At 31.4% G+C, this 19,446-nt stretch carries 18 protein-coding genes; 6 read left to right on the plus strand and 12 right to left on the minus strand.

Features of this window, described 5'->3' with window-relative positions; translation table 11 throughout:
- Nucleotides 1–95: 95 nt before the first annotated feature.
- The 10 genes from C1X07_RS14075 to ruvX all read right to left on the minus strand — a co-directional run bounded on the left by C1X07_RS14075 (nt 96) and on the right by ruvX (nt 11,435).
- Nucleotides 96–1,571 (minus strand): helix-turn-helix domain-containing protein, encoded by a 1,476-nt coding sequence (locus C1X07_RS14075; protein WP_164914165.1) that lies wholly within the window; start codon nt 1,569–1,571, stop codon nt 96–98.
- Between the two features lie 352 nt (nt 1,572–1,923).
- The gene (mazG, locus tag C1X07_RS14080; RefSeq protein ID WP_103070675.1) at nt 1,924–2,697 is read right to left on the minus strand and encodes a nucleoside triphosphate pyrophosphohydrolase; all 774 of its coding nucleotides are present in this window, start codon (nt 2,695–2,697) and stop codon (nt 1,924–1,926) included.
- A 9-nt stretch (nt 2,698–2,706) separates the two neighbouring features.
- The gene (locus tag C1X07_RS14085) at nt 2,707–3,651 is read right to left on the minus strand and encodes an NAD(P)H-dependent flavin oxidoreductase (RefSeq protein ID WP_103070676.1); all 945 of its coding nucleotides are present in this window, start codon (nt 3,649–3,651) and stop codon (nt 2,707–2,709) included.
- A gap of 36 nt (nt 3,652–3,687) precedes the next feature.
- Nucleotides 3,688–4,875, minus strand: a complete 1,188-nt coding sequence (gene mnmA, locus C1X07_RS14090) for a tRNA 2-thiouridine(34) synthase MnmA (RefSeq protein ID WP_103070677.1) — start codon at nt 4,873–4,875, stop codon at nt 3,688–3,690.
- 265 nt (nt 4,876–5,140) lie between these two features.
- Nucleotides 5,141–5,827 carry a toxin-antitoxin system YwqK family antitoxin gene (locus C1X07_RS14095; RefSeq protein ID WP_103070678.1) on the minus strand — a complete coding sequence of 229 codons (687 nt, stop codon included), beginning with the start codon at nt 5,825–5,827 and terminating at the stop codon, nt 5,141–5,143.
- 145 nt (nt 5,828–5,972) lie between these two features.
- Complete coding sequence (gene yidC / locus C1X07_RS14100; protein ID WP_103070679.1) at nt 5,973–7,859, minus strand: membrane protein insertase YidC; 1,887 nt, start codon at nt 7,857–7,859, stop codon at nt 5,973–5,975.
- A gap of 95 nt (nt 7,860–7,954) precedes the next feature.
- A complete protein-coding gene (locus C1X07_RS14105; RefSeq protein ID WP_103070680.1) occupies nt 7,955–9,592 on the minus strand; it encodes a CTP synthase in 1,638 nt (545 codons plus the stop codon).
- A 207-nt stretch (nt 9,593–9,799) separates the two neighbouring features.
- Nucleotides 9,800–10,222, minus strand: coding sequence for a DUF5606 family protein (locus tag C1X07_RS14110; RefSeq protein WP_103070681.1), 423 nt, complete (start codon nt 10,220–10,222; stop codon nt 9,800–9,802).
- Nucleotides 10,223–10,405: 183 nt separating this feature from the next.
- On the minus strand, nt 10,406–10,996 hold the full coding sequence (def, locus tag C1X07_RS14115) for a peptide deformylase (protein WP_103070682.1): 591 nt from the start codon (nt 10,994–10,996) through the stop codon (nt 10,406–10,408).
- A gap of 28 nt (nt 10,997–11,024) precedes the next feature.
- Nucleotides 11,025–11,435 carry a Holliday junction resolvase RuvX gene (ruvX, locus tag C1X07_RS14120; protein ID WP_103070683.1) on the minus strand — a complete coding sequence of 137 codons (411 nt, stop codon included), beginning with the start codon at nt 11,433–11,435 and terminating at the stop codon, nt 11,025–11,027.
- Nucleotides 11,436–11,564: 129 nt separating this feature from the next.
- On the opposite strand from ruvX, the gene C1X07_RS14125 reads away from it, so the two are divergent.
- The 3 genes from C1X07_RS14125 (at nt 11,565) to C1X07_RS14135 (ending at nt 14,544) form a co-directional block, all read left to right on the plus strand.
- Nucleotides 11,565–12,380, plus strand: a complete 816-nt coding sequence (locus C1X07_RS14125) for a 2,3,4,5-tetrahydropyridine-2,6-dicarboxylate N-succinyltransferase (protein ID WP_103070684.1) — start codon at nt 11,565–11,567, stop codon at nt 12,378–12,380.
- Between the two features lie 72 nt (nt 12,381–12,452).
- Nucleotides 12,453–13,514 carry a glycosyltransferase family 9 protein gene (locus tag C1X07_RS14130; protein ID WP_103070685.1) on the plus strand — a complete coding sequence of 354 codons (1,062 nt, stop codon included), beginning with the start codon at nt 12,453–12,455 and terminating at the stop codon, nt 13,512–13,514.
- 268 nt (nt 13,515–13,782) lie between these two features.
- Entirely contained in the window at nt 13,783–14,544 is a 762-nt protein-coding gene (locus tag C1X07_RS14135) for a glycosyltransferase family 2 protein (protein ID WP_103070686.1), read from the plus strand.
- 120 nt (nt 14,545–14,664) lie between these two features.
- Here C1X07_RS14135 and C1X07_RS14140 read toward each other — a convergent pair whose 3' ends face one another.
- A complete protein-coding gene (locus tag C1X07_RS14140; RefSeq protein ID WP_103070687.1) occupies nt 14,665–15,441 on the minus strand; it encodes a lipopolysaccharide kinase InaA family protein in 777 nt (258 codons plus the stop codon).
- An 8-nt stretch (nt 15,442–15,449) separates the two neighbouring features.
- Nucleotides 15,450–16,097, minus strand: a complete 648-nt coding sequence (locus C1X07_RS14145; protein ID WP_164914166.1) for a class I SAM-dependent methyltransferase — start codon at nt 16,095–16,097, stop codon at nt 15,450–15,452.
- A gap of 140 nt (nt 16,098–16,237) precedes the next feature.
- Between C1X07_RS14145 and C1X07_RS14150 the strand changes: the two genes are divergently transcribed.
- The 3 genes from C1X07_RS14150 (at nt 16,238) to C1X07_RS14160 (ending at nt 19,414) form a co-directional block, all read left to right on the plus strand.
- A complete protein-coding gene (locus tag C1X07_RS14150; protein ID WP_103070688.1) occupies nt 16,238–17,167 on the plus strand; it encodes a glycosyltransferase family 2 protein in 930 nt (309 codons plus the stop codon).
- Between the two features lies 1 nt (nt 17,168).
- Nucleotides 17,169–18,278, plus strand: coding sequence for a glycosyltransferase family 4 protein (locus C1X07_RS14155; protein ID WP_103070689.1), 1,110 nt, complete (start codon nt 17,169–17,171; stop codon nt 18,276–18,278).
- A 161-nt stretch (nt 18,279–18,439) separates the two neighbouring features.
- Nucleotides 18,440–19,414, plus strand: coding sequence for a hypothetical protein (locus C1X07_RS14160; protein WP_103070690.1), 975 nt, complete (start codon nt 18,440–18,442; stop codon nt 19,412–19,414).
- Nucleotides 19,415–19,446 lie beyond the last annotated feature (32 nt).

Genomic DNA, 19,446 nt, shown 5'->3' on the forward strand with positions numbered 1-19,446 from the left:
TACAGATTGAAAATTGTATTTTATAGAAGCTTTTTTTTTAAACCTAAGAAGGGAGTAGTGGTTTTATTATCCTATCAATTTTTGATTTTTTGTGATTAAGCAACAAATAGTTTCAAATATTCTGAAGGTGTAATTTGATTGTATTTTTTGAAAGATTTATTAAAAGTTACTTTATTATTAAAACCAACCTCATAGGCGACATCGATAATATTAAAACCTCTATACTTCTCTCCTTTTAAAATCTCTTTAGCTTCTTCAATCCTATACCTGTTTATTAGTTCAAAGAAATTCAGTTCAAAATGTTCATTTATAATCTGAGAAGTGTTATGTCTAGTAGTATCCAGTAATATAGAAAGCTTCTGGAGAGTAATATCATTTTGCTTATAAACTTTCTCTACATCCAATAAATGTAATAGTTTTATTTTAAGCTCTAATGAAAAGCTTTGTGTTAACCCAGATTTTTCATATTTGTTCCTTTTATTCTTAACCCCTATAGGAACCACCTTTCTTTTCTCAAATAAGGAAGGTTGAACAAATGCTGAATAACTAACGTACAATACTAACATAGACATCGATACAATTTGTACATAAAATAGGAAACCACTAAATACGTGTTGCATTATCAGTACAGTATATATAGCATACGACATAATATATATTGAACAAAAAATTACAATATTTCTTTGCCAATAATGTATTGCTTTGGATCCAATTGTATATTTTTTCCTATACTTTATATGCAATATAATTACCAATACACCATAAACCAGAAGTGAGATTAACTTACCACTCATAATTAGAAATAGATATTCCCGATCACCTTCTAACCCTATTCTTAGCTTTTCTTCTCCTGTCAACATATAAATCGGAACCAATAAAAAACTAAGTATTACGGTTGGTAATAAGTGTAATACATCAGCTTTTTTGAAGCGGTATTGCACCGTTACTCGCTTTATATAAAAATACATCATGGGTCCATAGAGAAATGAAAAAATAGTTGATGCGTAATATATATGGGGGAAATCATATTGATAATTTATAAGGTATACACCAATATGAATTATAAAAAAGGAATGAATCAACACAAATGTACTCATCAAAAAGTTTGCTACCTTATCGGCTCTTTTTCTAAAATTTAAAACTATAGATATAAAAAAACCTACAAAAGCAACATAAAAGCAAAAGACTCCCCACCAATCGAATTTTTTAAGGTATTTATCGATTAACTTTTTATAAGATGTAGAAGTACTAATTGGTTTAAAGTAGCTATGACTAACAAAGTTAACATCTAGACTAGTCTTAATATATTTCTCTATAAATATACATGCTAACTCAGGTTGATTGGATTTAGCATATGAGAATGCTAAATCCCTAAATATAGATGTAGAGTCTTTATCTTTTATTTGTTCTAAACTCTGATCATGATAAATAGAAAACTCAGTATCATTTTTGGTATTTATATTCTCGATATTAGATAAAAGGTAGGATGAATCTTCACCCTTTTTTTTAGCATCTAACTTAGCATTAAAACAATTTGCATTTGAAGATGTAAATAAAAAAAGGATGCTCAATAAAAATAGTAATGGTATTTTTTTTTGAGTTAGCCGCATAATTATTTAGTAAATAACTACTACCATAAATTTACGACTTGTTTTCTATAAAACCTCACTTGCAAAGGGTCTCCCGATAATATCTTACCTAAAAACTCAGTAAAACTAGGTGTTTTCGAATGAAAAAAAAATCATAAATTATGTTAAAACCGTATAAAAATGACAAAAAAACAGCATTTTTAAGTTTTCGATTTTGCGGAAAAAAGTCAACTCTAAGCATCCTCAAAAAAAGGAGTATAGCAATTATCAAGAACTTAATCCAGTGATTATTGACAAAACAAAATCGGTAATAAATAAGAAAAGTATAGTTAGATTATAGCTTTTTTGCTTCTTCCCAAAACACATCCATTTCGGCAAGAGTCATTTCATCAAGGCTTTTATTATGCTCTTTTGCTTTTGACTCTAAGTATTGAAACCTTTTTATAAATTTTTTATTTGTACGTTCTAAAGAATCTTCTGGATTTACTTTAAGAAAGCGAGCATAATTAATCATAGAAAAAAGCACATCACCAAACTCTGATTCTATTTTATCTTGATCTTGCACTTTTACTTCGTGTTGTAGTTCTTCAAGTTCTTCTTTAAGCTTTTCGAATACCTGATACGGCTCTTCCCAATCAAAACCTACTCCAGCTACTTTATCCTGGATCCTACTAGCCTTTACCATTGCAGGAAGTGATTTAGGAACGCCTTCAAGTACACTTTTCTTCCCTTCTTTAAGTTTTAAATTCTCCCAATTGCGCTTTACATCCTCTTCATTTTCAACAACAACATCTCCATAAATATGAGGATGTCTATGAATTAGTTTTTCACAGATTTCATTTGCTACATCTGCAATATCAAAATCATTTGTTTCACTGCCGATTTTGGCATAAAACACAATATGTAAAAGCAAATCTCCAAGCTCTTTTTTTACTTCGTCCAGATTATTTTCTAGAATTGCATCGCCCAACTCATACGTTTCTTCTATCGTCAAATGCCTTAAGGATTGAAGAGTTTGCTTTTTATCCCAAGGGCATTGCTCTCTAAGTTCATTCATTATCGTTAGTAGTCTATCGAAGGCTTTGAGTTGCTTTTTTCTAGAGTTCATATGCGTTATTTAGAGAGAAACTTGTTTCATCCTATTTTGGGTTATTTTGAATTCTTTTATCATATCTTCTATAATGACTTTGGCAGGTTTAATATCATGAATTAATCCAGATACCTGTCCGATCTCCAGTTCTCCATCGTGAAGATCTCCTTCGAACATTCCTCTTTTTGCTCTGGCACGACCTAATAGTGCTTTTAAATCATCAATAGAAGGGTCTTTGGCATATAATTCTGTTACCTCTTGATAAAACTTATTTTTAAGCAACCTCACGGGGGCTAATTCCTTTAGAGTAAGCTGAGTATCTCCTTCTTTGGCGTCTACTACCATTTGTTTAAAATCTATATGAGATGATGCCTCATTACTAGCTACAAAACGACTTCCCACCTGTACTCCATCAGCTCCCAAAGCCATCACAGCATACATTGCCGCCCCGGTTGCAATACCTCCAGCAGCAATTAATGGGATCTTCAATTCTTCTTTGACTATAGGAATTAAAGTTAATGTGGTTGTTTCATCTCTTCCATTATGCCCCCCTGCTTCAAAACCTTCTGCTACTACGGCATCAACTCCTGCTGATTGTGCTTTTAATGCGAACTTAAGACTACTCACCACATGCACTACGGTGATTCCATTTTCTTTTAGAAAAGAAGTATACTTTTTCGGATTCCCTGCAGAGGTAAAAACTATTTTCACCTCTTCCTCTATAATAATCTCTATAATCTCACTAAGATTAGGATATAACATCGGAATATTTACTCCAAAAGGGTTATTGGTTGCCTTTTTGCATTTTTGAATATGCTCTCTTAATACATCAGGATACATTGACCCTGCCCCAATGAGTCCTAATCCACCTGCATTACTCACAGCGCTTGCTAGTTTCCAACCACTAGCCCATATCATCCCTCCCTGGATAACCGGGTATTCAATATTAAATAGTTCTTTTATTGTATTCATCAATTCTAGATATGAAAATATGTATATATATTCTTTTTAGGAGATCACACCAGACCCTATTAATTCATCATCCATATACCAGGCAGCAAACTGTCCTTCTGTTATTGCACTTTGGTTTTTTTCGAAAACAACGTACATCCCAGACTCCACCATATACAACCTTGCTTTTTCTAGAGGTTGCCTATATCGGATTCTTGCAATAACTTCTAGTTCTTCTCCTTCTTTAAGCCTAAGATCTTCTCTAACCCAATGCAATTCATCATTAGATATAAACAAAGCTCTCCTGTATAGTCCTGGATGTTTTTTACCCTGACCTGTATAAATAGTATTGGTATCTACATCGGTCTCAATTACAAAAAGGGGCTCTGGAGTACCTCCTACTGCCAAGCCTTTTCTTTGTCCTTTTGTATAATAATGAGCTCCTTGATGTTTGCCTACAATCTTGCCTTCATCAATACTATAATCATATTTAAATGATAAGAATTTTAGTTCTTCAATTTTAGAATTAAAGTGCGGAGGTTTACGCGAGTATTTCTCTTCAGAAGGAGATATTTCAATAATATTACCTTCTTTTGGTTGTAATTTTTGTTGAAGAAAATCTGGTAAGCGAACTTTCCCAATAAAACATAAGCCTTGAGAATCTTTTTTGTCTGCTGTTATCAAATCTTGTTCCTTTGCTATAATTCTAACTTCGGGTTTTAATAATTCTCCAACAGGAAATAGGGTTTTTGCAAGTTGCTCCTGTGATAATTGACATAAGAAATATGACTGATCTTTATTAGGATCTTTTCCTTCTAAAAGACGATGTATTTCTTTTCCTTCTTTTACTATTGTTTCTTTTCGGCAATAATGACCAGTAGCCACATAGTCTGCTCCAAGTGATAAAGCAATTTTCAGAAAAACATCAAATTTAATTTCTCGATTACATAATACATCCGGATTAGGAGTACGACCTTTCTCATACTCATTAAACATATAATCAACTATACGTTCTTTATACTCCTCACTAAGATCAACAGTCTGAAACGGAATCCCCAGTTTCTCTGCGACTAACAATGCATCATTACTATCATCCAACCACGGGCACTCTTCGGATATAGTTACCGAATCATCATGCCAGTTTTTCATGAATAACCCGATAACCTCATAGCCTTGCTCTTTTAATAAATATGCTGCTACACTAGAGTCAACTCCTCCCGACAACCCAACGATTACTCTCTTCATCAAAAATTCCTTTATTTATTTTTTTAATTTCTTTTGCAAAAATACTAAATAAAAAAAGTAACCCTAATGGATTATCATATGGTTTTATAATAGTATTATCTATACTTGTTATCAAGAAATAAAATACAGAATTTCTTTCTTATAAATTAACTTATTATCAAAGTGAGGTATATTGGTATTGAGGTAATCTACCAAGATTATTTAGATATAACAATGACACGATTTAAGTAATATCTTTTATTATTTTCTTAGAGTAAAACAAATGCTACAACCCTCTTTTTTGGATAGGAAATAGTTTTTGTTCAGATATCTTTCCTTTAGTATAATAATTCCAAATACCGTCTTTACGGTCTCTTTTATAATTCCCTTCAATAATTAAGATCCCATCAGTATCATAATACTTGGTAGCGCCATGTAATTTATCATTTTCATACGTAAACTCTTTCATCACTACTCCAGACTCAGAATAAATAATTCTCTTACCATTACGCTTTCCATCGACATAAGTTGTTTTTTCTGTAAGCTGACCATTTTCAAAATAGGTAAGCTGTTCTCCATCTAATTTCCCCAATTTATACTGCTCTGTCATCATAATTTTGCCAGATCCATTGTGATAATATTCCCATAGTCCTATACGGTTTTTACCTACCATCTGCCCTTTACTAATTACTTTTCCTTTTTGAGTAAAGTACTTGACCTTTACTGTATCGCTATTCTTTGTAAATGTTTTTATAGCGGTTGGAAATTTGTCGCTATTTGGTTTGTAGAATTTAAATTCTCCAATTTCTTTTCCATGATCAAAAGTACCTTCATAACGAAGTTGATCACTATTATTATATTTCTTTTGCCATTTACCATGTCTCTTACCTTGGGCATCATAGGTATTGTACTTTTGCCCCAGGGCAGAGAAGCATATAAAAACTAAAACACAAAATAAAAATGTACTTCGCATAATTAATATTTGATTTGGGACATTATTTCAACGAATCTAATATCCAAAAAGTATACCAATATTCTAAATTCAAAATTATAAAATGAGTATCAAAATACAAAAAAGCCCCTAAACAGGAGCTTTTCTGGATATATTATATTTAATATTATTTCTTTTTTGTTTTTTGTTGTTGTTCAGCCTGTTCCATTAATTCTTTCATTTTTTTCTGGAACTTACCTTGCTTCTTAGGCTTCTTCTTATTTTCTTGAATTTTTGAATGAATTTTGTCTTCATCAATAATTACATTTTTAATGACTAACATAATTCCAATAGTAATTAAGTTAGAAATAAAATAATACAATGATAATCCACTTGCATAGTTATTAAAGAAAAACAACATCATTAATGGTGACAAATACATAATAAATTTCATGTTTGGCATTCCTGGCTGCTGTGTTTGCATAGTTTGCCCTGTTGTCATCATCATATAGATAAATATTGCTATCGAAGCTAATATTGGAAATAAGCTAATATGATCACCATAAAAAGGAATGGTAAAAGGTAATTCTGCTATTGTATCATAACTAGAAAGGTCATCTGCCCAGAGGAAACTCTTTTGCCTTAACTGGAATGCACTTGGAAAGAAATTAAATAATGCATAAAAAACAGGGATTTGCATTACAGCTGGCAAACAACCACTCATTGGGTTAACTCCGGCTTTTCCATAAAGAGCCATAGTTTCCTGTTGTCTCTTCATTGCATTATCTTTATGTTTTTCGTTTATCTCAGTAATTTCAGGGCGTAAAACTTTCATTTTTGCCTGAGATAGATATGATTTATATGTTACCGGAGACAAAATGATACGTACAATAATTGTCATTACTATAATTGCAATACCATAAGGTAGAAAACCACTTAAGAATCCAAAGAATGGAATAAATAAGTATCTATTTATAATTCCAAAAATCCCCCAACCTAAAGGCACAATCTCATCTAAGTTACGCTTATAAGTATTTAAAATTTTGTAATCAGTCGGCCCATAATACCAATCCATAGCATAATTAAGCTCTCCTCCCTGTAGCTCTAGTGGCATAGACGCAGAAAACTCTTTTGTTACTTTTATATCCTTATCATCAAGGTCTGTAGAACTAGCAATATTTTTGGATGTAAAAGCTGCTTTTTTAAATGGCACATCTGTTAAAAGAACCGAAGTAAAGAAATGTTGCTTAAATGCAATCCAACTTACATTTTGTTCCTCATCATCTGTAAATTCACTTTGTCCTAAATAATCATCTTTGTCTCCATCATACTCATACAAAACCTCTGTATATCTATTTTCATAAGATGCACTTTTTGCATGTCTTATCCCTTGAAGTTTCCAATCTAGATTAACAGTTTGACTGCTGTTAAAGACTTGTTGTAATCCTTGGGATCTTATGGTAAAATCTACCATATATTCATTTGGTTTTAGCTCGTATCTATATTCTAAAAATTTAGAATCAGAAACTTTAAGCTTCATTGACAATACAGTATTGTCACCATTTTTAGAAACTGAAGGCTCAAAGAACAGGTCTTTGGTATTTAATATTCTATTATCTGTAGTTCCAAAATTAATATTAAAAGAAGCATTTTTACCTTCTTTTATTAGATATACTGGTACTGAATCATATGTTTTAAAGTTTTTTAACAGTGCTTCAGTAATATACCCTCCTCTATTATTTATCTTAAGACTTAAAACGTCATTTTCAATCTTAGTAAATTTATCTGTTGCCGAAGGTAAACTCGCAGAATATGCAAATGCTCCTAACTGAGATTTGGCATTAGACAATGCTACAGAATCCTGAGGGTTAGCTACAATAGCTTCGTTTTCTTTTACAAAATCAGTAGTATTTTCTTTTTCTGTTTTTCCTTCAGATTCTACTTGTTCTTTTTTGGCTTTTTCTGCTTCAATTTCTTCAGGAGTTGGTTGATTTAGATAAAACATCCAAACGATGATTCCAAATATAAGTGCAAATCCAATTATCGAATTAAGATCAAATTTCTTTTCTTCCATGTATTGATGTATAAAAAGCCATTATCTGATCATTCAGAAAGGCTTTTAAAATTATATATTTAATATTTCGATTTCAATTATCTCGCCAATTACCATCATTGTGACACTTTGACATCTCTATTTTTTTTTGAATATTCTACTGCCGCTTTTATAAAAGCTATAAATAATGGGTGCGGATTGGCAACCGTACTCTTATATTCTGGATGATATTGAACACCTACAAACCAGGGGTGATCAGGAATTTCTACAATTTCTACTAAACCTGTCTTAGGGTTAACACCAGTTGTTTTGAGTCCTGCTTTTTCTAATTGCTCTTTATAGTTATTATTATATTCGTAGCGATGACGGTGACGTTCTGATATCAAAGATTTTCCGTAGGCTTCATATACTTTACTATTTTCAACCAATTCACAATCCCATGCTCCCAGACGCATAGTCCCACCCATATCGGTAATATTTTTCTGTTCCTCCATTAAATCGATGACTGGATATGGTGTATCTTTATCTACTTCGATAGAACAAGCTCCTTCTAACCCTAATATATTACGAGAATATTCTATAACAGCCATTTGCATTCCCAAACAAATTCCAAAAAATGGTAATTTGTGCTCTCTGGCAAATTGCACTGCTTTTATTTTTCCTTCTATACCACGTTCTCCAAACCCAGGAGCAACCAAAACTCCATCAAGATGAGCAATTTTCTTTTCTATAGTATCATCAGTAATATATTCTGAGTGAATACTTACGATATTAACTTTTACTTCATTCTCTGCTCCTGCATGGATAAAAGCTTCTAGAATAGATTTATAAGAATCCTGTAACTCTACATATTTACCTATAAGTCCAACGGTAACCTGGCATTTTGGATTTTTATGTCTAGCCAGGAACTTGTTCCAATTTTCTAGATTAGGTTTGTCATCATCCTGAAGAACTAATTGTTTAAGTACCACTGCATCCAATCCTTCTTCCAACATTAAATTTGGAACATCATAAATGGTAGATGCGTCTATAGATTGTATTACAGCTTCTTTTTTAACATTGCAAAAAAGTGCCAGTTTTCTTCGTAGATCGTCTGATAATTCATGCTCTGTTCTACAGACCAAAATATCTGCTTTAATACCACTTTCCATAAGTGTTTTTACACTATGCTGAGTTGGTTTGGTTTTCAACTCTCCTGCAGCAGAAAGGTAAGGTATCAATGTTAAATGAATAACTAAGGCATTAGTATCTCCTAGCTCCCATTTTAACTGGCGAACAGCTTCTATATAAGGTAGGGATTCAATATCTCCAACTGTCCCCCCTATTTCGGTAATTACAATATCGTAATTTCCACTTTTACCAAGAATCTGGATTCTTTCTTTGATTTCGTTAGTGATATGAGGAACTACTTGAACCGTTTTACCAAGAAATTCTCCTCGTCGTTCCTTTTCGATAACACTTTGATATATTCTACCGGTAGTAACGTTATTTGCTTGAGAAGTAGGAGTATTCAAAAAACGTTCATAATGTCCTAGATCAAGATCTGTTTCTGCTCCATCATCGGTTACATAGCATTCTCCATGCTCATATGGATTTAAAGTTCCCGGGTCTACATTAATGTAAGGGTCTAATTTCTGAATTGTTACCCTATACCCTCTTGCTTGTAATAGTTTAGCCAAAGAAGCTGCTATAATTCCTTTTCCTAAAGAGGAAGACACACCTCCCGTTACAAAAACATATTTGGTATTAGCCATGCAAACTAAATATTTGTAAGATTGTATTAAAATTTTGCGCAAAAGTACGAAGAAGTCGCCAAACCCTACATTAAAAACCTATCAATATTACACAACTTATTCATATTCGTTTAATAACTCAAGAAAAATAAAAATAATCATACGGGGTAAACATAAACTAAAAAATCCTGCCATAAGGCAGGATTTTTTAGTTTATAATAGTTTTTTTTATTCTTCTTCTTCAGAATTATTATTTTCTTCTGGCTCAGAAAAATCCGTCATCCCTTTGGCTTGTAATATATTATACCATTGAATCACTTTTTTCATATCACTAGCATATACTCTATCTTCATCATAATCTGGTAACACCTCACTAAAATAAGTTTCTAACTTATTCTTAGATTCTTTATGACTTATTGCCTGTTCCCCATTCTCTTTTTCATGAATCTTTTTAAAGATCTCTCTCAAAGGAACTTCTTCTGTGAATGTATAAATTGCAATCTCACTAAGTACACTTACATTATGTCTTATACTTACTGATAATCTCTTACCGTCTAATAAAGATTCTGCTAAAAAGCCACTTCTTGTCTGTGTTTTTAACTCGTATAACCCTGGTTTACCCGAAATTGCTAATATTTTATCTAAGCTCATATATTTTCATCTGTTTATGATATATTCTTTTTTAAAGGTCAGATGTAATTCGTAAAGTAATTTATTTCATACTAATATTGAAAATCAAAACTATACTCATTTCTCTTCAAAGTTGGCAAATATCTATAGTTCGTTTTAAAAATCAAACATTAACCATCATAAATATTTAAAAGTTAAGTGTAATTATCTTCCTTTTTTCAACAAAGGAAAACGCATACGATAATCTGATTTTATTTTTCCCTTAGAAATATTTGATAGTTTTCCTTTTATCAAACGTTTTTTTAGGCTAGATAGTTTATCCGTAAACAAAACTCCTTCAATATGATCATACTCATGTTGAATTACCCTTGCAGCAAGCCCATCGTAAGTTTCTGTATGCTCTACAAAATTTTCATCAAAGTAATTAATCTTAATTGTTTCATGTCGAAACACATCTTCCCTTACATCTGGGATACTCAAGCATCCTTCAGAAAAAGCCCACTCTTCCCCGGTTTCTTCAAGAATAGTAGCGTTTACAAATACTTTTTTAAACCCTTTTAATTTATTAGCTTCTTCCTCAGAAAGCTCTTCATCTTCAGAAAAAGGTTCTGCATCAACAATAAATAATCTTAAAGGAAGCCCTATTTGAGGTGCAGCTAGTCCAACACCATGTGCATTATACATAGTCTCGAACATATTCGCAATAAGTTCTGAGAATTGAGGGTAATCTTTTGTAATCTCCTTTCCTTTTTTCTTTAGTACTGGGTCTCCGTATGCTACAATTGGAAGTATCATATTTTTATTTATTATTTCTAAATTCTAATTATTGATTATACAAATAATCCTGAAGTATAATCGTTGCACTAATCTGATCCACCAATGACTTATCTCTTCTTTTCTTTTTTGAAATACCGCTTGCAAGCATTGTATCAAAAGCCATTTTAGATGTAAAGCGTTCGTCTATTCTTGTTACGGGAATATCAGGAAGTACTTTATTTAGTTTTTCTAAAAATGGTTTAATTAGTTTTTCGCTCTCTGAGGCCTCTCCATGCAATCTTTTAGGCTCTCCAACCACAAAAAGTTCTACTTCCTCCCTAGACACATACTCTATCAACCATGCTAATAAACTTTTAGTATCCACGGTTGTCAATCCTGAAGCAATTATCTGAGATTCGTCAGTAACCGCAATTCCACAACGCTTTCCTCCATAGTCAATTGCCAAAATTCGTGCCATGCATATTTTTTTTGCAAAAGTATAATTTTATTACAAAAACTACATTATTTATTAATGGTTTCCTAAAATATGGTTTATCAGTAATTTTTTCGATGGAAGCTATTATCTTTACCAAAATTTTTCATTCAAATGAACCAACTAAAAGAAAGCATAGAAAAAGCTTGGAACAATAGAGAGCTTTTAAAAGAATCAAATACGCAAGCCGCTATACGAGAAGTTGTTAACTTACTAGATAGTGGAGAACTACGAGTAGCAGAACCTATTGAAGGTGGCTGGCAAGTAAATGAATGGGTAAAAAAAGGTGTTGTACTATACTTTCCTATCCAGAAAATGGAAACCCTTGAAGCAGGAATTTTTGAGTATCATGATAAAATTCCATTAAAAAAAGGATATGAGGCAAAAGGAATTAGAGTTGTTCCTAATGCCGTAGCTCGTCATGGCGCATACATTTCTCCTGGTACCATTCTAATGCCTAGTTATGTAAACATTGGTGCCTATGTAGACAAAGGCACTATGGTCGATACATGGGCTACTGTAGGTAGTTGTGCCCAAATAGGAAAAAACGTTCATCTTAGCGGAGGTGTTGGTATTGGCGGTGTTTTAGAACCATTACAAGCAGCACCAGTAATTATAGAAGACAATGCTTTTATTGGATCTCGGTGTATTGTTGTCGAAGGTGTACGAGTAGAAAAAGAAGCCGTACTTGGTGCAAATGTTGTATTAACAGCTTCTACCAAAATTATTGATGTAACTGGGGATACTCCAATAGAAAGAAAAGGAGTAGTTCCGTCTGGATCTGTTGTAATCCCTGGAAGCTATACTAAAAAGTTTGCTGCTGGCGAATATAATGTACCTTGCGCGCTAATTATCGGAAAACGTAAAGAAAGCACAGATAAGAAAACTTCACTTAATGATGCACTACGTGAATATGATGTAGCAGTATGATGATAATGATATAGAAAAATTGAGCTTATCTTAAAACAAGAAGGTAAGCTCAACTATTTTGAACAATAGTTTATGAAAATTTTGGTTATTCAACAAAAAATGATTGGAGATGTGCTTGCAAGTACTATTATTTGTGAAGCTCTACAAAAGGAATACCCTGATGCAACCATTGATTTTTTGGTAAATTCTAATACAAAACCTGTAATAACTGAAAGCCCCTTTTTTGATCATATTATTGAATTTAAAGATGAGTATCAAAATAACAAAAAGGCTCTTTATGCCTTTCTAAAACAGATACGAAAAGCTAAATATGACCATGTAATTGATGCGTACGGAAAATTAGAAAGTAATCTTATTACTTTGTTTTCTGGAGCATCGCAAAGAATATCTTTTTACAAGTGGTATTCTCAGTTTTTATATACCAAAACCATTAAAAGAAATTCTGAATCCATTACAAATGCAAGTACAGCAATAGAAAATAGACTACGTTTAGTTTTTCCTGAAAACAGAGTGATTTCAGAAATCTCAAAACCAAAAATATTTCTAACTAAAGAAGAAAAAGAAAAGGCCAGAGAGTTTATAGAATCTAATGGGATTACTACAAAAACTCCCTTGATCATGATTAGTGTTTTAGGAAGTGAAGCAAAGAAAACACTTCCTTTTGAATATATGGCAAAGGTAATAGACACAATAGTAGCTTCTACAGGAGCAAATATCCTTTTTAATTATATTCCAAATCAAGAAAAAGATGCTCGTACTATATATGATCTTACAAATTATAAAACTCAAAAAAACATTCACTTTGATGTTTTTGCTAAAAGTTTAAGAGGCTTCCTTGCAATTCTCTCTCTCTGTGATACACTGATTGGCAATGAGGGTGGTGCTGTAAATATGGCTAAAGCATTAGAAATACCTACTTTCACTATTTTCTCTCCCTGGATCAACAAAAAAGATTGGAACATGTTTGAGGATGGAGAAACACAAATATCTGTTCATCTTGCAGATTATCTTCCCGGTTTATTTTTACACAAAAAAACTAAAGAACTTAAGAGTCAATCTTTAGAGCTTTACACACATTTCAAACCCGAATTATTCACTGATCAACTATATAAATTTCTGAGTAAAAATTTATAATTACTACTTAATAGGATTAAACCATTAGAGCAAAAACAATTCTTATAGATAGTAATGTTTTTAATAATACTCTAAAATTCAACTTCGTGTATAATAGCAATTCGTTTTTAATTCTTTAAAATTTTTAGTCAAATATAGCCCAATCACCAATAACTTTCGATTGTTTAACACAATCTAAATAAAATACAAGTTTAATTACTTTTGAAACGACCAATTATTGTAAAATTAACTATTTTTGCGTGGCATTATCTACAAAACAACATCAACAATGATCAAGCTCTCTGGAGTTATTATTACTTATAATGAAGAAAGAAAAATTGAACAGTGCTTAGCCTCTCTTCAAGGAGTAGTAGATGAGATTGTTGTTGTTGATTCTTTTTCAACTGATAAGACTGAAGAAATTTGCAAAAAATACAATGCTAAATTTGTAAAACAAAAATTCCTAGGATATAAGGAACAAAAGAATTTTGTTATCACACAAGCTTCACATGATTATATCATCTCTCTTGATGGAGATGAAGCTTTGTCCCCAGAACTTCGAGAGTCTATTATAAAATTAAAATCCAACTGGGTTCATGATGGATATTACATGAATCGATATAATAATTTTTGTGGACAATGGATAAACCATTCTGATTGGTATCCTGACAAAAAATTGAGAGCTTTTAAAAAAGGGAAAGGTGAATGGAAAGGTATTAATCCTCACGATTCTTACAAATTGTATAATCCAAAAAAATGCGGAAAATTAAAAGGTGATATCCTTCATTGGAACTACCCTACCTACAGTGCTTATAATACCCAAATTGAAAAGTTCTCTACAATCTCTGCGCATTCATATTATGAACTTGGAAAAAATGCCACATTATGGAAAATCTTATTTAACCCTACCTGGGCATTTTTTAAAGCATACTTTCTTCGTCTTGGTTTTTTAGATGGGTTAAATGGCTTTCTAATTTGTATTCAAACCGCCAACCTTACTTTTTTAAAGTATGTAAAACTAAGAGAGTTGATTAAAAAAAATAAAGAATAAGTCAACTCCTTAAGAACTCCACACTTTAAAAAAACAAAGCATCACTATCTTATTGGTCATGGGTAAAAACTAAGAAAGTTTAAAAGAAATAGAATTTTAACTAAAAGTCGCAAATTACTTTTATTCTCTATATTTTGCTTTCCAAAAAAACACTTTCCTCTTTATTCTTCGCTTGCGATAATATCTACCCTGAAACTCTTGGGTATATTGCCACATTAGATCAAATATTTCCTTTTCATTCTCTCCTGTACACTTAGCATATTCATTACTCATCACACTAACCATAGATTCATGGATTGTTAATTTTGCAAAGTTCTTCACTCTAGTATCAAAATTCATTTCCCCAAATTTCATACGATTAAGATCTACCAGATAAAACTCATAACCTTCTTCGTTTTTTTTTATTAACGTATTACCAGGAGAATGATCTAAAAAATTAACTCCACATTTGTGCAATTTATATGTAAATCTTGTAAAAGCCCTTAGAATAACCTCATAGTCAGGTATATCAAAATCTGTTGTTAATTCACGGTATGTTAGATCACATTCTATTAGTTTACTCACATAGTAGCTTTCTTTAAACAGAACAGGTGTCACACATAAGTTGTATGCTAAAGGAAAAGGAGTATCAATTCCTAATTCTAATAATTTATTGGCGTAATTATACGATCGCTCTGCTTTTGATTTCCTAAAGAACCTGTAAACAATTTGATTTATGAAATTAGGGACTTTAAAGGATTTAATTGTGTATTTTTCACCTTCAACCTCGACGATCTTTATTACATTCCGTTCTGCATCTCCAAGTATATCTGTGTATTTTTCAAAATTTGCTATAGTTTCTTTGACTTTAGCTCCAATTGATTCGTAATTGGGATGAATTTTAAATTTATGCTGCATTCTTAAAGCTATTTTTTATAAGTAGCTACTGTGGCATACTGTGGATATCTTATATCCAATTGAGTAAAAAGAACGAGAATATTATATAAATACGGCTTAATCGATTTGCTCATATTTATCCCCTCATGTACTACTATAGAATATCCTAGTTCTTCATACATTCTAAGGATACTTTTCTCAGTAAAAAAACGGAGATGAGTTCTATCCATGACACCAAAATCTTCGTATTTCCAATCTTTATTAACTAAAACACGTTTAAATGTATTATGATACCTAACATTGGGAATAGAACTTATCAAGACACCATCAATAGTCAATTTGCTCTTTACCTTATCCAACACCATATACGGATCAACCAAATGCTCCAACACATCATTAAAATAGATAACATCAAAGTACTGATCAGGCAGTTCATCTAGATAATCTTCACATTTCCCAGAGAATACTTTATCTAGCTTTTCTTTAGCAAGTTGTGCTTCACTATCCATATATTCAATACCCCAAACTTCAGCAGATGTTCGCTCTTTTAACACACTAGCAAATGCACCATTACCACAACCAATATCAATAATTGTTTTTGGATCTTCAGGTAGATACTTAATCATTTCATGACGGATATTATCATAATACCCGTCTGGTTTATTTTCGTAATCCATCAATTAGTATTTCTGCAAATATATTCAAATTACAATACCTATTTTAAATTAAAATTATTTAACAAGGATCTCGTATACATATTTCTTTAGTTTGTTAAATCCACTAGCAACTTGTACTTTTGAATTCTAAGAAAAAGATAATGAATGATATCTCAGTAATACTTATTAATTACAATTCTTCATCATATACTATTAGTTGTGTCCAATCAATCTTGAAGCAAACTACTTCATCAATAAAATATGAAATCATAATAGTTGATAATGCCTCTGAAATTGAAGATTTCGAAACATTAAAAAATGAATTATCTAAATCAAACATTCCTAATTTAAAATTAGTACGAAGTAAGTATAACACAGGGTTTGGAGGCGGAAATATGTATGGGGTTCAATTTGCTAATGGTAAATATTTTGCTTTTGTAAATAATGATACTATTTTACAAAATGATTGCCTTTATATTACATTTGATTTTCTAGAAAAAACACCCTCTGCGGCTGTTTGCTCTCCTCAACAATATGACGAAAATGGAAATGTTCAAAAATCATTTGATCATTTTTTAAGCTTAAAACGTGAAATTTTTGGTAGAAAAATTTTGGAAAAATTTAATCCGATCAAATTTCCAAAAAGAAAAATGGTATACTCCTCCCCCATACAAGTACAAAGTGTCCCAGGTTCTTTTTTGGTTGTAAAAGCAGATAATTTCGAGAATGTTGGAGGATTTGACACTAACATTTTTTTGTATTATGAAGAAACTGACTTATGTTATCGAATCCATAAAAATACTATCGGAGGTGATTGTTTTCTTATCCCTAAAGGGCGATATACCCATTTTAATGGGCAAAGCACAAGTAAAAGTCTAGCTATTAAAAAAGAACTAAAAATATCATTATTGTATGTTTTAAGAAAAAATTCTGGCTACATTCCTTATCAAACCTTAAGATGGTGGTTAGTTTTAAAATTCTTTTTTAAGTCAATAGTTAAACCATCAAATTTTCACATTTTTTATTTATTCCTATTAGGAGCCCCAATAAACCTATCACTAAAACAAAAACAAATCATTGCCAAACAATAATATGCATATTTTACATTTATCAGCTGTAACAAACTGGGGAGGAGGCGAAAAACAAATCGAAAGCCTTTGCTATGAATTAGCAAAATCTAATCCTGAAATAAAAAACACTATTTTATGCGCAAGAAATACACCTTTTCATCAAAGATTAAAAGAAACAAATCTTGATTTTATTACAGCTCCTTTAAAAATTAAAGTAGACCCCCGTTTTATATTAAGAATTGGTATTTTTTGTAAAAATGAAAATGTTAGTTTAATTCATATTCATGAGCCTAGTGCATTACTTTCTGCAATTTTGGCTGATAAATTATACAACTTACCCCCTTTCGTATTTAGTAAAAAAACCTCTTTCCCGATAAAACAACGAAAAAAGACATTATACAAGTATAACTATCAAAAAATTAAAAAAGTAATATGTGTATCTGAAGAAACCAAAAAAGTAGCTTCAAAAGGAATAAAAAATCATGATAAATTGGTTGTTGTTTATGACGGCACCAATATAAAAACAAAAAATACTGAAACTCCCTTTTTACTAAGGGAAAAATACAATATTCCCACTAGTAAAAAACTTATTGGAAATATCGCTAATCATATTAAAGCTAAACATTTGGACACTTTAATCAATGTCGCTAATATTATTATCAATAAAGAAAAAAGAGACGATTTTGTTTTTATCCAAATAGGTACATTCTCAGAACTTACAGAAGCTTTACTCAGTCGGATTAAAGAATTAAACCTAGAAGGATACATTATATTTACTGGATACACCCCTGATGCCTCTAATTTCTTACCTCAATTTGACATTAGCTTGATAACTTCTCAAATTGAAGGTATGCCATTAGTAATTTACGAATCAATGTATCACAAAATCCCTATTATAAGCACAGCTGTAGGGGGAATACCTGAAATAATAGAGCATAACGTTAACGGTCTATTAGCCCCCGCTTATGACAGTGAGATGCTATCTAATCACATTACCAACCTCTCATCCAGCCCTACTTTACAAAAAGATTTTGTTCAAAAAGGAGCAAAAAAACTTACAGAGCGCTTCACAACCAGTAATATGGCACAAAACACCCTTAAGATTTACAAAATGGTTTTGAGTAATGATTGATTTAATGAACACTTCTATATATTAACATATATTAAATCTTTTTAACAGTACTTTAATAAATTTCAATAGTAACAAAATAACTCTTCAACACATTAAATAGTATAAAAAGGACAACTCCTTTTTATACTATTTTTTTTATTTAATCTTAAAACCTAATTATCATGAAAAAATTGTTTTTCGCCACTATGGCTTTATTTTTTATTTCTTGTTCTCAAGATCAAAATTTTGAAAATGATCTTACAGACCAATCCTTAAAAAAAGAAACACCAATACTAGCATTTGAAAACTGGGATCATTTCTATGAAGAATATAATTCTATATCACATTTAAGTCAAGACAAACTAGCTTCTTGGGTTTCTAAAAAAAATCATAATGCATTATTAAATTCTCTTAACAGTCCTAAGGAATTAAGTAATGAGCAAGAAACTGACTTGAACACTTTAACTAATGGACTATTAGCTATTTTAAACAAGAATCAAGAATTCAAAATCGGAGAAGAGATTGTCTATTTTACAAAGGGAATTTTTTATAGTATAGAAGCTAAAAAGATTTCTAATAAATCAGATTGGAAAAAAGACCTTTCTAATACAAAAAAAATAGGTAATGCTAGTGTTAGAGCTTTGTCAAATGAAAATTCTGAAAACATGAATAAAGAAATTGTAATGTCAACTTCCCAGATACGTGCAGATTATCAACGTGAATTTATAAAAAATAAATATCAAGCTTGTACAGGTGGACCAATAATTGGACGTGGAGGTTTGTATAAATATGTGCATGAACTTCAATCCCGGGCTTTTAATGTTGGATACCCCAACGTAGTTTCTGAATTATATCTTAATGTAAAACTAGAGTGGAGAGGTCGTAGATGGAAGCCAGCAAGCGAATACAGACATATTACAATTAATGTTAATGGCTATGTACGTGACAATATCAACGGTAATGGACCTTCTAGTACGAACATAAGAATTAACAAAAGTTTATCCTGTATAAACAGAGATGAAAGGATTTTATTAGAAGATTTGGTATACCCGACTAATTTTGGATCAGCACCCAAATGGTTTGTATCATTAAGCGGTACAATTACCCAACAAATTAACAAGGATAATAACAAGTGGTCTAATTATGTGTCTTGGTAATAAGACGCATAAATTTCAATTAGATTTAATCA

The organism is Aquimarina sediminis (assembly GCF_002895435.1).
In the GTDB taxonomy this organism is placed as follows: Bacteria; Bacteroidota; Bacteroidia; order Flavobacteriales; family Flavobacteriaceae; genus Aquimarina; species Aquimarina sediminis.